This is a genomic window from Pontibacter qinzhouensis (assembly GCF_008017455.1).
In the GTDB taxonomy this organism is placed as follows: Bacteria; Bacteroidota; Bacteroidia; order Cytophagales; family Hymenobacteraceae; genus Pontibacter; species Pontibacter qinzhouensis.
Genome location: NZ_VRTY01000028.1, coordinates 1 through 15,280 on the forward strand (window position 1 = coordinate 1; position 15,280 = coordinate 15,280).

Here is a 15,280-nt window from a genome sequence, read left to right on the forward strand (position 1 = left end):
GATCAGCGTAATGAGCTGCACCAGCATCAGGAGGACCGAGGTCAGCAGCCATTCCTGCACCCAGGCAATGGTCCAGGCGCCGGTAGCCAGGTTGTTCAGTATAAAAAAGGTGCCGATGCGGCGCGTGGCGGCATTGGCCTCATGGTTCAAGTCTGCTTTAAAGGCTTTCAGGAGGTGGTAAATGCAAAAGGCCGCCAAAGCTACATAAATGACTCCCCAAATAGCGAACGTAATGCCAGCCGGTGTAAAAAGCGCCGGATACTTACTAGAAACATCGCCAATCGTCTGGTTGTTAAATAGTTTCAGTTGTGTTAGTTGCGAAGGCAACAGATGTACCAGGAAAAAAATGGCATTTAAAACGGCAAGAGTTTTAGTTTTATTCATACAGAAAACCTTCGAAAGTCAGGAGTATCGCTATTTTTATATACAGATACCACTTACTATAGAAAATTGTTCGTTCAGTACCCTACATAACAAATGACGTAGGTGATGATAATTTAAAAATAAATAGAATATAAAGGGAATCAGCTAGCATATTTCCTTGTATATTGATCTCCGAAATTACCTTGAGGTCGAACATCATTGCCCATACCTATTTTTTGCAAGCAGCATCCTTAAAACCTGTTCTGGCTAACCATTTAACTTTAAAGAATGGAAATAACATAGGTCTGGCATGCCAGGCTGTTATGAAAGGTAAGCAGGACTTCAGGAATGGGATAGAAACAGCAGAACCAATTAAAACCATCCATATTTACTTGTGCCATGAAAACCATAGCGACAGAAGAAACACAAGCCCTTACCCAGGAGTTTAAAATGGCCAGGGGCTGGTTCATTTTTACTTGCATAGCAGCACCCCTGCTGATTTCCCTCTTCCTGTTTATGTTGGTAATGCCTTTTGTGCCCGCCCTAAACGACGGTATGGGCGATGGTGCTGCCTATTTTTTTGTTCCCCTCTCGCTGGTGATGATCGCTGTTATGGTTCTGGGCTGGCTTGATGCTATAAAGGGGCGCTTTCTAATCTCCGAGGATAGTGTAAAATCCATCGGTGTTTTTTCAGTTAAAACATTGCTTTTAGAAGATATAAAAGGATTTAGAGTATCGGAGCATTATATTTTTATTGAACCTCAGAGCAGCAATCAGAAAAAGATAAAGATAAGCTTGTACCTGGGCAGAAGCCAGGATATACTGAACTGGTTGCAGCTGCACTTTCCTGATTTGGATTTACTGCACGCGGAACAGGAAGAGCAGCAAATTCTGCAGAACGAAGAACTTGGCTGGACTCTTGAACAACGGGAAGAGAAGTTACAAAAGGCGCGCAAAACTGCCAAAATTCTCAATTGGGCCGGAGGTCTGGTGGCAGCCTGGACCCTGTTCTGGCCGCAACCTTATGCCTTCGCTATACTGGTTTGCCTGGCACTTCCTGTAATCGTTGTATGTGTTCTAAAATTGTTTTCAGGCTTAATTCGCCTAGACGAACGGAAAGACAGTGCTTACCCTTCGGTATTATGGGCTGTGTTAGGTCCTTGCTTAAGCTTAGCGATTCGGGCTTTGTTAGATTTTAACATTTTCAGTTTCGATAACTTATGGGTGTTGATGGGGCTTGTAGTGGTTACGTTTTTAGTCCCTCTCCTTTTAGGCAGCAAAGAGTTTTCTTTTACTACAGCCAAAGGTCTGGCCATGTTTGCGGGAATTTTTATGACAATAGCCGCTTACGGATATGGTGCAGTGGTAACAGTAAACTGTGTGTTCGATACCTCAGCGCCTGAATTTTACGAAGCCGAAGTGACAGGCAAAAGAATCAGCACAGGCAAAACCACCACCTACTACCTGGAGCTAACTCCCTGGGGCCCGCAGACCGAAGCAGACGATGTATCGGTTTCTAAGGAGTTATATGAACTGGTAGATTCCGGAGATGAGGTGAGTGTTTACTTTATGAAAGGCTACCTCGGTGTGCCATGGTTCATGGTAACAGAATAAACTATCAGTCGCAAACTCTTATTGTGGCATCTAGTCCTTCGCCAAAATTTAATACAAGAAATTAAAAATGATGCTGGCGCGAGTGTCCTCTCTCGTACCAACTATTCCGCGGCCACTGGCTGCCTTAAAATTCCATTGCAGAGTGCATATTGCTTTACTAATAGAATTGAAGAAGCGCTAAGAACATGCAAAAAATTATTATCAGGTAAAATAACCCGTTCCAGCAATAGGTTCTAAATTATTCAAATGAAAACAGCCTCCAGAAGGTTTTTCGTCAGAAATTCGCCAAGGGTCTATCAGTTTTGCAGTAGTTAAAGGATCATACAGAAACAGCTTTCCAGATCGTTTCCTGCCATTGCACAAATTTTTACACACCCAGCATAATCCGGTGACATCTGTCATGTAAGGGCATGATCATCGTCATGTTAATAAAAGAGTCTAAGGTGTTTTTTTGTTATACCAATTGAACAAAAACCAACACGTATGACAAGGTCACTACTCAGCAATGCGGTTATGATAGGAACCATGGGCCTTTTTGGCCTGGGTGCTCTAACATCCTGTGGCACCAAGGCCACTAACGCCGCTACACCCTCTTCCTCATTAGCAACTGACACAGGTCCGCTTCCTACCATAGAGGCTCAACTAACAGATGCTCCGCTTGTGCCAGCGCCTATTACCCGAAAAAAACCGGCAAAAGTCATCGTACGGCTTGAAGTTACGGAAGTAGTTAAAAAGCTTGCTGATGGCGTGGATTACACTTTCTGGACCTTTGGCGGTTCGGTGCCAGGCAAATTTATAAGGGTGCGGCAAAACGATGAGGTGGAGTTTCACCTCATGAACCACCCCGACAGCAAAAATCCACATAACATAGACCTGCACGCTGTAACAGGCCCGGGTGGTGGTGCGAGTGCCACATTTACTGCTCCCGGCCAGGAAACTGTGTTCAATTTTAAAGTTCTGAATCCCGGACTTTATGTATACCATTGCGCCACCGCCCCGGTAGGCATGCACATTGCCAACGGTATGTACGGCTTAATAATGGTGGAGCCGGAAGAAGGCATGGAACCTGTAGACAAGGAGTTCTACATTATGCAGGGCGATTTTTACACCAAGGGCGGTTTCGGAGCTCCCGGCCTGCAGCCCTTCGATATGGAGAAAGCGCTTGACGAGAAGCCATCGTATGTTGTGTTTAACGGTTCGGTTGGTGCCCTTACCGGCGATAACGCCATTACGGCCAAAGTAGGCGAAAAAGTTCGATTGTTTGTAGGCAATGGCGGCCCGAACCTGGTGTCTTCTTTCCACGTGATAGGTGAGATTTTCGACAAAGTATATCCTGAAGGCGGCTCCAACACAAACACGAACGTGCAGACAACCCTGGTTCCGGCAGGTGGATCGGCCATTACTGAATTTAAAGTGGATGTGCCCGGCAATTATGTGCTGGTCGACCATTCAATTTTCAGAACATTTAATAAAGGTGCTCTGGGCATGCTGAAAGTGGAAGGCCCGGATAACCTGGCCATTTACTCAGGGCAAACTACTCAGAAAATTTACCTGCCTGAAGGTTCCACAGTGCAGGAAATGCCAAAATCTGTTTCTCCGCTGGCATCTGTTGCCACCAACAAAGACATGCGCGTAGACCTGGGCAGAACCCTTTACGCCCAGAACTGCCAGGCTTGTCACCAGGCCGAAGGTCAGGGTATAAAAGGAGCCTTTCCACCACTTGCTAAATCCGATTTCCTGAATGCCGATGTTAACCGCTCGATTGGCGTAGTGGCACACGGGCTGGAAGGCCAGATAAAAGTTAACGGAGAAGTCTATAACAGCACCATGCCTAAGCTGAAGCTGACGGATGAGGAAATTGCTAACGTTATGACCTATGTGCTGAACAACTGGGGTAACAAAGGCGGCGAAGTATCGCTCGATCAGGTTAAAAAAGCCAAACTCAGTTACAAACATTAACCTCTAACCCTGCATGGCCATGATACAGGCACTACTGATTATAACATTAATCTTTGGAGGTTGCCTGGTAGCACAGGCACAAAAGAGCGCACCTGCCGCCATGGTAGAAGTGGCAGGTGGCACTTTTGTGCCGCTCTACGGCAGCAACAACCAGGCTGTGTCGGTGCCCGGTTTCCTGCTGGACAAGTACCCTGTTACGAATTCAGAATTTGAAGCCTTTTTGGCCGCAAACCAGAAGTGGAAGAAGTCGGAGGTGAAAAAGCTGTTTGCAGATGCAGGTTATCTGAAGCATTGGGCCGGTAACGCCGAAGTAGGAGAGGAGGCCGAAAAGCTAAAAGATAGTCCGGTGGTAAATGTGTCGTGGTTTGTGGCAAAAGCTTACTGCGAGTGCCAGGGCAAGCGGCTGCCAACTGTTAATGAGTGGGAATATGCTGCCATGGCCAGCGAAACTAAACGCAACGCAGCCAGCGACCCCGGCTTTTACCAGCGCAGCCTCGACTGGTATAGCCAGCCCAACCCTAAATACCTGCCACCTGTGCAGCAGAGCTTCCGCAATGTGTATGGGCTCTATGGCATGATCGGTCTGGTCTGGGAGTGGACATCAGATTATAACTCTGCCCTGATAGTAGGTGAATCGCGGGCAAATGCCAGCCTCGACCGGCAATTATTTTGTGGTGCCGGCTCTACCGGAGCCAGCGATGTTAAAAATTATGTGGCCTTTATGCGGTATGCCTTCCGGTCGAGTCTAAAACCAAATTATACGGTTACTAACCTGGGGTTTAGGTGTGCCCGCAATGCCTCTGTAAAAGTTACTGCTTCACGTTAAATCAAAAAAAATGAAAAGCTCTGTTCTTTTATTTTCCCTGTTGCTGCTCGTTACTGTTTTCTCTTGCCAGGAGCAGAAAGAAGCAAGTTGCTGCACCAAACCAGCTACGGCCACGGCCACTAAAAGCACTGTTAAAACGGTGTCCGGTACTTTACCTGACATGTCGTTGTACCAACTGAGTTCGGAGTGGCAGAACCAGGCAGGCATTACCCAGCCATTGGCACAGCTCAAGGGCAAGGTGCAATTGGTGGCTATGGTATATACCCACTGCCGCTACGCCTGCCCCCGCATTATTGCCGACCTGAAACGCATAGAAAGCTCTCTGGATGAATATAAGCGGGATGATGTAGGCATTGTGCTGATAACCATGGACCCTGACCGAGACACGCCAGAAAAGCTACGGCAGTTTGCAAGCGCCAACCGCCTCGACCCCAGCCGCTGGACCCTGCTCACCAGCAGCCACGACAACATAAGGGAACTGGCGGCACTCCTTAACATGAAGTATAAAACTGAGCTTGACGGTGAAATTTCGCACGCTAACATTATAAGTGTTCTTACCACAACCGGAGAGCTTGTGCACCAACAGGAAGGTTTAGGCTTGGACCCAGACGAAACCATTAAAAGCATTAAAGCCCAACTGCAACGTATTTGAGTAGCTGGAGAGCACAGGTTTCATGAAGCAAGACTGCTGTAGGTATAATAAGTTTAATGGCTGATAGTATACATTCTGGAAAAATGGAGCAGATGTATTGCACCATATTTTAGGCTCCTGTTTACTCCTATTCGATCTCCTGCAGGCACTGTCTTTTTGCATCTGCAGGAGATTAATGTGTATAGCTTGCACGAAATTAAGTGATAAAGGCCATTTTTTTTGATGATCTAAAGCTGCCTTAATTCATTTTTACCTTTCTAATTTTGGGTTAATTGGTGCAGTAACTTAACTACTGCAGCTTTACAATCCGTTGCCATTCGTTCAGGAAATCTTTTTTCCTGCTGATGGGTACATGAAGCCTGAACCTAACTCATTTATTTATAATGAATAGACGTTTACTCTCTGCCTTTTTATCTGCTAGTATAAGTTTTGTTTTTCTACAGCAATCGGTTTTGGCGCAGGTTACTTTTACCGGGCAGCTACGAACCCGCACCGAACTGCGCGATGGCCAGGGCAGCTTACCTTTGCCGGGTGCTAAAGCCAGTCTGTTCACGAACCAACGTACCAGGCTCAACCTGGGCTACAACACCGACCGGTACAGGTTTTTTGTATCCGGGCAGGAGGTACGGGTGTGGGGCTCCGATCAGTCTACGATCAGTAACCTGGAAGGAGGCAAGTTCTTTATGCACCAGGCTTTCGGCGAAATTATTCTGAGCGACACCTCTGGCATTAAAGTAGACAACCTTTCCTTAAAAGTAGGTCGGCAGGAAATTGTGTATGATGACGCCAGGCTCCTGGGCAACCTCGACTGGTTGCAGCAGGGGCGCAGGCACGATGCCCTTATCCTGAAGTTCAGCCACAAGGGTTGGGTGGCAGATGCCGGTGTAGCTTTTAACCAGAACCACGGGAAAGATACGCCCAACCGATCAGGAAATATTTACAACGGAATTCCGGCAGCTCCTGTAGTGCCCGGCACCAATGCCATCGGCATGATGTACAAGTCTATGCAATACGGCTACTTTGCCAGAACCGGATCATTCGGGAAACTCAGTGCCCTTGTATTTAAAGACGATTTTCAGCGGATGGAGCTGACAGAAGGGGTTAACACACCGGTTGCTGGCGTCAATAGCCGAATTACCGTTGGAGGTGCCTTGTTTTCGAAGGTATCAGACAAAATACAGGTGAATGCGGCTGCTTATTACCAGGGCAACAAAGACCGGTTTGGCAACACCCTCGATGCGCATAATTATACTGCAGATGTTGCTTACGCAGCTGGCAAATTTGTCGTAAACCCTGGCTTCGATTACCTATCCGGCAACAACACCACCGAGCCTGGTCGGGTAAATCGCCACTTCGACCCCCTCTATGGCACACCACACAAATTCTGGGGCCTGATAGATTATTTCTTTGTAGCCGATCCGTATGGGGTGGAGGGGGTACCGACGCGCTCACCGGGCCTGGTCGATATCTTTATACGGAACAGGTATAACGTGAATAACAAGTTGGTGGTAATGCTCGACCTGCACGAGTTCTACGCTGCCAATGCTGTGGCCGACAGAGCCGTGAACCCGGTGGGGAACCTGGGCGACAGCAGGCGTTTAGGAACAGAGATAGACTTTGTGTTGAATTACAGCCTCCTGAAAGAACTGAACATAGAGGCCGGTTACGCCACCATTTTTGCAACTCCTGCACTCGATGTGCTGAAAGCCCCGGCCACCTACAAGCAGGACAGAGGGCAGTGGGCTTACCTGATGCTGAATTTTACCCCTAACTTTTTGGCAAAGCAGGAGCCGCGCCAACCTTAAGCCAGTGGTGGCCTGAACTTGTTTTGAAAAAAAGAAGCTGCTTTGTTGGCTGATCTTCTTTTACCAGACAGCCTATAAAAACTTAGAAAAAGTAGAAAGCTGCTAACTGACTGGTAATGACAAGGTTATGTTGCTGTTTTGGGTTGATGCGTTTTTGTATTTTAAGCATATTCAGAATTCGTAACATCAGATCAAAGGCAGGAACTACAGGTAATTCAAAATCTTTAGAAAATTGCATCTGCTAACCGCAACGGCAGCTCTATATTAAGCGTATGCCAGAAACAAACGCTTATAATTTTCACTTATGTCATACTTGTTTCAGGATTGGGAAGCAAATAAAGGGAATTTGAAAGGCAGATTAGTTATGGTACTTTTCCGCCTGGCCCGGCCTGCTTCTATTAATATATTTTTCAGAATGCTCTGGTTGCCGTACCTGGCTTTTTATAAAGTTTTTGTAGAGTGGTTTCTGTGCATCGAACTCCCACACTGGACCTCGGTAGGCAAAGGCTTACGCTTGTTTCATGGGCAGGCACTCGTTGTGAACGGCTGCACCACCATAGGCGATAACTGTTACCTCCGGCAATCGACTACCATCGGGAACATTATACGCGAAGACGGCTCCTTCTCCAGTTCTCCGGTTATCGGCAACAATGTAGAAATCGGGGCTAATGTTTGTATTATCGGAGATATAAGAGTTGGGAATAACGTAAAAATTGGTGCTGGCTCTGTGGTGGTAAAAGATATACCAGACAACGCCATTGTGGTAGGCAACCCTGCCCGTATTATCAGAATAAATGAGCCGGTGCAACGTATGCTGCGCATCGAGCCAGAATTTTTACAAAAACTAGGCTAAGGCAATTCAGCCGGTAAGCGCAGGTAAAATGTTGAATTAAATCCTTTGGGAGGCTGCTGATTATGCTAATAAAATCAGCCTTCCAAAGGATTTTTTGCGTTTTTACCTCAAGGGTAGCTCTTGTATGGCTACATCCTTTTCTTTTCTCTTGAAGTTTGGGATAGTACATTCTGAACTATAAAGTACCTGCTGCACGATTGTAGAAACAGTCCGTAAAAGGCTTAAAGGCTTTTTGAGGAGAAATTTAACTTCATGCTAACGGATAATATTTTTTGATGGTAAATTGCAGTACATCTGACACTATTTTGAAGAAGGAAATGGACAATAACCAGCATACTATAAATACCCGATCATTAGAAGCCCTTTTAACTTTATCGAGTGGAGGTTACAAAGCTTTTTTATACGATTGCGATGGCACCCTCGCCGATAATATGCAAGCGCATAAGGATACCTATGTGCAGGTAGCTGCAGACGATGGCGTTGCAATAGATCCGGCTATTATTGATGAGTTTGCCGGCCTCCCGATACCGGCTGTGGTAGAAGAAATTAACAAACGCTACAGCAGCACCTTCGACCCAGCTGCTTTCACCGATTTAAAGTCGGCTTTGTACTACAAGGAGTATATCGACAGAATTAAACCGGTGCAGTTTGTCGTAGATCACCTGGTAAGCCATGTCGGGAAGGTTCGGATTGCTGTTGTATCGGGTGGCTCCCGCAAAATGATCGGGAAAACGCTGGAGGTGCTGAAAATTGCCCATCTGGTGGAGGTGCTGGTATGTGCCGAAGACATAGCCAAAGGCAAACCAGATCCGGCTCCTTTTCTGCTGGCAGCCGAACAGTTAGGCGTGGCTCCCGAAGATTGCCTGGTGTTTGAGGATGGTACACCGGGAACTTTAGCGGCAGAGGCTGCAGGTATGAAGTGGATCAGGATAGACAAGGTACTGACGGAGAATTCTGCTGCAGCAGGTGTGGCATTCAGAAATTAACCTGTTGCATTGGCATTATGATGGCGCGAGCGTATTATTCCGCGGCCTCCCGGCTGCTTTGAACATGCTACGCAGAGATGGATCTTCTAAGAACTAACTTGGGGAGCACTAACCATATATTTTTCTGTTTAATCGCATTTTTTTCATTCTTCCAGAATCTTAAGGTTTGGAAGAAAAGCCGAAGGGTTATTTATAAGAGTTTATACAGTTTCACGTACTGTAATAGCTGTTACAGTACGTGAAACTGTTATTTTGCCTGCAATCCTATTCGATTAATACCTAATAATATTCCTAAATAAAGGCAACTGATTTTAGCAGTTTTATCCCAACTTCTAATTTTTACTTTTGCTGTGAAGCAGCAGCCAGTATCTCCTGTACAATAACTAAAGATTCAACAAGCTTAAACAGCGACAAAACCTAGACTATACATTATTGAAGAATTTACTATATTTAGTTAGAAATCTACCTGTTCTTTTAAAAGTAAATGTATATGAACAACTTACTTGCTGAAACTAAAAAGGTGCCGCCGGAGACACAAGAAGCTTTAATCAGCACCTTACAAGCCCGTTTTGCAAAACATAAGCAGCGGCATGAGGGGCTGGTATGGGCGCAAGTGCAGGCAAAACTGGAGGCGAGCGCTGAAAAATGCTGGTCGCTGCAGGAAATGGAAATAACCGGTGGTGAACCAGATGTTATAGGATTTGATGAGCAAACGGGTGAGTACATTTTCTGCGATTGTTCCGCTGAGAGCCCGAAAAGAAGAAGAAGTATTTGCTTTGACCGGGAAGCGCAGGAGTCGAGGAAAGAGCATGCCCCAAAAAATAATGCCGTGGATATGGCTGCCGCCATGGGCATCGACCTGCTGACAGAAGAGCAGTACCGTGCACTACAAAAGTTAGGTGAGTTCGATTTAAAGACATCGAGCTGGATTCAGACACCTGCTGCTATTCGAAAATTAGGTGGCGCCTTAATTTGTGATCGGCGATATAATCATGTTTTCGTGTACCATAACGGAGCCCAATCTTACTACAGTGCCAGAGGGTTCCGTGGAATTTTAAGAGTATGATTCTGACGGTGCTTTGAAAAAATTTGTGCTAAAGCGTTTGAACCCTTGACTGATTTTGGTCCTTTTTTCTTTTGAAGGTCCCTTTCATTTGAATAATTTGCCATGACCTCGAATTTATTTTCTACAACTCTACTACCAGCAAGTAATCTGTTATGCTATAGACCCTTGGCAAGTTTTGCTCGAAAATTCTTCTGGATACCGTTTTTATCTGAATAATCTGAAATTGAGGTAGGGCAGTAGATAATTTAACCATAAAAATGCTATTCCTCTATTAGTTTTGTTTAAAAGAAACTGCCGTATCATGGATCTGGACTCCTGCCCGAAAGCTGCTTTTAATTGCAAAAAGCAATGGCGGAGAGTGAATTTGGACAAGAACCTGGGCAACTTAAGGACTATTAAGCTTATGAAATTGCCTTGATCGACCTGTGCCAACTGTTTGTCGCACTATCTGTACTGCTATGCTAGTGCTGTGTCCTCAGCTATACCAGCAATATTTTAAAAGGTCTACTCAAAATGAAGATTTCGGCACCTGCAAAGCCTATCATAGCTGCCTAAGGCTATAAAAAAATGGCCCGAGTTTTCCTGCTCGGGCCATTGTAATTTTTAATATGACTAGGTCGTTCCTATTTGTTTTTGACGAACCTAACCGGAATGTGTGGCGGGTTAAAGCCAACAGGTTGACCTGAGAAAGAAGAGTATGTATCGCTTGGCAACTGGATGATTTTAAAAACAATGGGATTGTCTTGTGCATCGGTGTTGGCTGTCCAGAGCAGGCAGTTCGTGCCTTTGCCATTCGGGTTACCGTTCGTTACCAGCAGGTTACCAGGCACCGCATTAAATCCTGATTTGTTATTGGCATATCCGTCTTGTTTCAGCCAGCCTTTCGCAGACATCAACTGACCTAACAACCGCTTAGACTGTATATCAGACCCATCTGTGGTCTCCCAAATTTCATTATAAACAATTCCCTGAGACGTTAAAAGAGCAAGATAATCCTCGCGTGTAGGAACTCGCCAGCCTGTAGGTACCTGTATTGCTGCTACATCCTGGTATTTAAGAAAAGTGCCATACTCAGGGTTATCAGCATCACTTAATCCACCTGGTCCTGCATAGTTTACAGACATCCACTCCAGGTTACCAATGGTCACAGAAGGATAATATTTGTCACCGATCTGCACATAGGTACCTGAGCTTGGTGGCTGGGAGTACAGTTCACCCGGGTTGTTTGGTACATTAGTACCTCCTTCCAACTTCTTAAATTTAACTGAAATCTGCATCCCTCCGTCGAGGCGTTTTGCCGTCATTATATTTTGGGAGCTCGTATAAGTAGAGGCCTCCGGGTTCAAAAAAACTGTGTGATAAGCCTTCATTTCTGAACTGATAATATCAGATTCCCGGAAGCCGGAGTATTTGTTGCTGAACACCCGCTTTTTGCCTGATTTTGCATGAAAGGTAATACTGGTCGGGTTGGTTTTGTGCTCTAGCGTACCGGTTATTTTGTACATGTACTGCTTCACTTCATCTCCCACATTTGTGACATCAGAAGTATACTCCACGGCATTTTTCCCGTCCGCAGTCATCACAATTGTTCTGAACTCCCGGAAGCCCTGTGCTCCTTGAAAAGTACCTTCGTCCCAATTGGCAGATAAAGGACCCTGATTATCGTCTATGTACCAGGTTCCCACAAACTTTGCCGGTATAGAGGTAAATGGCGTTTCAAACACTTCTCCATCAGTGGGGACTGTGGGGTCGGTAGGACCTGTTGGCTTAGTGTCTTCTTTTTCACAGCTACTGAATGCAGCTAGAGCACCCAACAGGAGGGTAGGTAACATACTTTTAAACATTTTCATAATCAATAGTTTTATTTTGTTGTAGGATTTAGGAATGAGTAGTAATAACTAGAAAATTGCTATTTTTAATGATTTACTTATTTTATTGTATTTTGACAATTAATATGCCATGTTAATAAAGTGTATAATAGCTTCTATTTTAGAGTAGTTTTGCCTGAAAGATGTTCATTACTGAACATGAGCTGTTCCATAATAGATCATGGAAGTAAATTGGTGAAAGATATTGTGGTGAGAGAATAAGTATGAAATAGTGCTTCGCCAAATTAAAAATTATGAGGGCGTGAACATCCTCGTTTGTAACGATTATTCCGCGGCCAGAGGCTGCTATGAAGCTCTTTTGTAAGGGTAATTAAATTGGAGGAGCATTAAATACATGCAACCAAAACATGTCGGGTAGACCCTTGGCGAAAATCGGATGCAAAACCTTCTGGAGGCTGTATTCATTCAAATAATTTAGAAGCGAACACTGAAGCAAGTTGATTTATCTGACAGAACTTTCTTGTTTGAACTTAGTTTCCTGGTGCAAAAAAATGAATAACCTATGGTAAAATGAGGCAGGTGGGTGCTGTCAAGAAAAAATAGTTTGGTTTAAAAAATAGAGAACGGTCAGCCTTATATCTTTTATTTAAAAGCACCAGTGGTCCATTGACCTGATTTGTTGCAAGCTCAAATCCGTATTTGTGTTAGCTTCCAAGAAACACGCCTTATCGAAGAGTAAGAAAATGGTTCTGGTTTAGTCTCTATTTTCAAAAGTGGCTTATCTACCTAATTTTAAAGGTATAAATCTTGCATGTTTACCTCCATGTATGCTGCACAAACTACGCTTACACCTATTAGCTGATTCCTGAATTTGGTTAATAACAGATGATAGCATAACTTTCCCCAATCAATTTAAACCCAGAAGAATCTATATTACATGCTTACACAAAAAATCAGGCTCGCATTGCTTCTCTTGTTTTCCATTTTGCTGAATATTTCTGCTTCTGCTAAAGAAGTATTTCCGGATGGAACACCAATACCAGAATGGTTCCGACAAAACAAAGCTACGGATATAAATAAGTTAGGAAAGCAATACCGTGTAACAGACCATAATATTACGACCGACAGCACGGTACTCCAGACCCGGCTCTTACAAGCAGTTATAGATAAAGCCCATGAGAACGGGGGAGGCGTTGTCATAATTCCTAAAGGGACCTTCCTGAGTGGTTCCCTGTTTTTTAAACAAGGCACACACCTGCATCTGGAAGAAGGAGGCAAGTTGAAGGGCAGCGACGATATCAGCAATTTTCCAATTGTCATGACCCGTATGGAAGGACAAACGCTGAAATATTTTGCTGCATTGGTTAATGCCGACGGTCTTGACGGGTTTACCGTTTCAGGTAAAGGAACCATAGACGGAAACGGCCTTCGTTACTGGAGGTCTTTCTGGCTACGACGTGAATTTAATCCGAAGACTACCAATATGGATGAAATGAGACCTCGACTTGTCTATATCTCTAACTGTAAGAATGTACAGCTGTCAGGTGTAAAATTGATAAACTCACCTTTTTGGACAACTCACTTATATAAAAGCGAAAACGTAAAGCTGCTCGACCTGTACATATATTCTCCTAAAGAGCCCATAAAAGCGCCTAGTTCCGATGCGGTAGATATAGACGCATGTAAAAACGTACTCATCAAAAACTGCTATATGTCGGTAAATGATGATGCTGTCGCGTTAAAGGGCGGCAAAGGTCCGCGTGCAGACAAAGACCCGAATAACGGAAGCAACCTAAACATTATTATCGAAGACTGCACTTACGGCTTCTGCCACGGCGCTTTAACATTCGGAAGCGAGTCAGTACATGATCGCAACATCATTTTGCGTCGGATAAAGGTTAACCATGCTGAGCGCTTACTCTGGTTTAAAATGCGTCCTGATACGCCACAGAATTATGAATATGTGCTGGTAGAAGACATTGAAGGCCATGACATCGGGAATTTCATTTTTATTCAACCCTGGACCCAGTTCTTCGACCTTAAAGGGGAGCAGGTATCGGGAACGTCTAAAATTCAGAACATAACCATGCGCAATATTAAACTCGATTGTAATAACTTTTTTAATGTAGGAGCGGCCAAAGAAGTAAATCCTTCTCAAGGTTTTGGCTACAAGATGTCGGACTTCAGGTTTGAAAATATTCATGTAACTGCTAAAAACCATCTTGAAATAAATACTTCCATTATAGAGAATTTCAAACTGAAGAATGTGACTGTTAACAAGAAGAAGGTATTTTAATACTAACTGTTAAAATAAAAAGCCGGCTGAAAGAAATATGGTTTCTTCTCAGCCGGCTTTTTTTATCTATTTAACTGCTCCGGTGTTAAGCGTTGTGGACTCATTCTTTGTTTACCAAACTAATCGATATAGATACTTATAAGACTTAAGGTGTATATAGTCATTTAAAATTACAGTCTACATATAGTCCGAACTAGCTGACAAGGATTCCAGTTTAAGCTTTTGCTAGTCTAGATTTAAGTGAGCCAGGGAGGCGATGCAGCATACAGTACGCGTCAGGCAATTTTTGTAGCGCAAGTCAAACAGCCTATCTGGCAGAAGATCACGGATCGTAAGCGGCTTTTCAAAATACTAATGCGGTAGTTTGGCACTTAGGTATTGTTCCGTAAAATCGTTTCAGAAAATATCCTAATACATAAAAAAGCCGCTTCAGATCTAACTGAAGCGGCTTTCGTGTAGTCCGTAGGGGAATCGAACCCCTGTTGCCAGAATGAAAATCTGAAGTCCTAACCCCTAGACGAACGGACCATTGTGTGGTATTGAGGGTGCAAATATAAGGTTGATTTGGAGTAACGCAAAATATTTTTTCTATTTATGGCAATTGGTGCTACTTTTTTATTCAACTTTCTGGTGAAGTATAGTCGTACAGAACCTATATAGAAGTATCTCGTTTTAAATACATAAAATTAAGAGGATAAAGAAATGGCAAAAAATGCGCATTACAGTGGAGTAAGACCTGAGGTATACAACCAGCTTCGCGATAAGCTACAGACTATGGGGCTTCATTTAGAAGGCAACAGTGGCAACATTAAAGAAAAAGGTGTATCGGCCAGCTACCTGTATAATCCTGAAGCGGAATCGTTAGAGATAAATGATGTGTCGGTCGGCTTTCCGGCCAGCATGATGCTGAACGCAGATAGTCTGATTGAGCGAATGAACCAGATGATAGTGCAGTATGGTGGTCAGCCAAAAATATAGTTAAACAAAGCCAATCTACCAGAACTACCGTATAAGTAGCAATTGCTAATCTA

At 44.2% G+C, this 15,280-nt stretch carries 12 protein-coding genes and 1 tRNA gene; 10 read left to right on the forward strand and 3 right to left on the reverse strand.

What is annotated here, in order from left to right; all coding sequences use genetic code 11:
* Window positions 1-384: TspO-related membrane protein (locus FVR03_RS09080; RefSeq protein WP_500797021.1), on the reverse strand; the 384-nt coding region annotated here is incomplete at its 3' end.
* 378 nt (window positions 385-762) lie between these two features.
* Here FVR03_RS09080 and FVR03_RS09085 point away from each other — a divergent pair.
* The 8 genes from FVR03_RS09085 to FVR03_RS09120 all read left to right on the forward strand — a co-directional run bounded on the left by FVR03_RS09085 (window position 763) and on the right by FVR03_RS09120 (window position 10,124).
* Entirely contained in the window at window positions 763-1,977 is a 1,215-nt protein-coding gene (locus FVR03_RS09085) for a hypothetical protein (RefSeq protein ID WP_147921432.1), read from the forward strand.
* Window positions 1,978-2,460: 483 nt separating this feature from the next.
* On the forward strand, window positions 2,461-3,936 hold the full coding sequence (nirK, locus tag FVR03_RS09090) for a copper-containing nitrite reductase (RefSeq protein WP_147921433.1): 1,476 nt from the start codon (window positions 2,461-2,463) through the stop codon (window positions 3,934-3,936).
* 19 nt (window positions 3,937-3,955) lie between these two features.
* On the forward strand, window positions 3,956-4,762 hold the full coding sequence (locus FVR03_RS09095) for a formylglycine-generating enzyme family protein (protein ID WP_255474140.1): 807 nt from the start codon (window positions 3,956-3,958) through the stop codon (window positions 4,760-4,762).
* 10 nt (window positions 4,763-4,772) lie between these two features.
* On the forward strand, window positions 4,773-5,414 hold the full coding sequence (locus FVR03_RS09100; protein ID WP_147921434.1) for an SCO family protein: 642 nt from the start codon (window positions 4,773-4,775) through the stop codon (window positions 5,412-5,414).
* A gap of 383 nt (window positions 5,415-5,797) precedes the next feature.
* A complete protein-coding gene (locus FVR03_RS09105; protein ID WP_147921435.1) occupies window positions 5,798-7,219 on the forward strand; it encodes an alginate export family protein in 1,422 nt (473 codons plus the stop codon).
* Between the two features lie 364 nt (window positions 7,220-7,583).
* Window positions 7,584-8,072, forward strand: a complete 489-nt coding sequence (locus FVR03_RS09110; protein ID WP_255474141.1) for a serine acetyltransferase — start codon at window positions 7,584-7,586, stop codon at window positions 8,070-8,072.
* 305 nt (window positions 8,073-8,377) lie between these two features.
* The gene (locus tag FVR03_RS09115) at window positions 8,378-9,058 is read left to right on the forward strand and encodes an HAD family hydrolase (protein ID WP_255474142.1); all 681 of its coding nucleotides are present in this window, start codon (window positions 8,378-8,380) and stop codon (window positions 9,056-9,058) included.
* 490 nt (window positions 9,059-9,548) lie between these two features.
* Window positions 9,549-10,124 carry a DUF4256 domain-containing protein gene (locus FVR03_RS09120; protein WP_147921438.1) on the forward strand — a complete coding sequence of 192 codons (576 nt, stop codon included), beginning with the start codon at window positions 9,549-9,551 and terminating at the stop codon, window positions 10,122-10,124.
* Window positions 10,125-10,747: 623 nt separating this feature from the next.
* Here FVR03_RS09120 and FVR03_RS09125 read toward each other — a convergent pair.
* Window positions 10,748-11,974 carry an FISUMP domain-containing protein gene (locus tag FVR03_RS09125; protein WP_147921439.1) on the reverse strand — a complete coding sequence of 409 codons (1,227 nt, stop codon included), beginning with the start codon at window positions 11,972-11,974 and terminating at the stop codon, window positions 10,748-10,750.
* 916 nt (window positions 11,975-12,890) lie between these two features.
* Here FVR03_RS09125 and FVR03_RS09130 point away from each other — a divergent pair.
* Window positions 12,891-14,249, forward strand: coding sequence for a rhamnogalacturonidase (locus tag FVR03_RS09130; RefSeq protein WP_147921440.1), 1,359 nt, complete (start codon window positions 12,891-12,893; stop codon window positions 14,247-14,249).
* A gap of 456 nt (window positions 14,250-14,705) precedes the next feature.
* On the opposite strand, the gene FVR03_RS09135 is transcribed toward FVR03_RS09130, so the two are convergent.
* Window positions 14,706-14,777 (reverse strand) — tRNA-Glu (locus tag FVR03_RS09135).
* 174 nt (window positions 14,778-14,951) lie between these two features.
* Between FVR03_RS09135 and FVR03_RS09140 the strand changes: the two genes are divergently transcribed.
* The gene (locus tag FVR03_RS09140; protein ID WP_147921441.1) at window positions 14,952-15,227 is read left to right on the forward strand and encodes a hypothetical protein; all 276 of its coding nucleotides are present in this window, start codon (window positions 14,952-14,954) and stop codon (window positions 15,225-15,227) included.
* The last annotated feature ends 53 nt before the right edge of the window (window positions 15,228-15,280 follow it).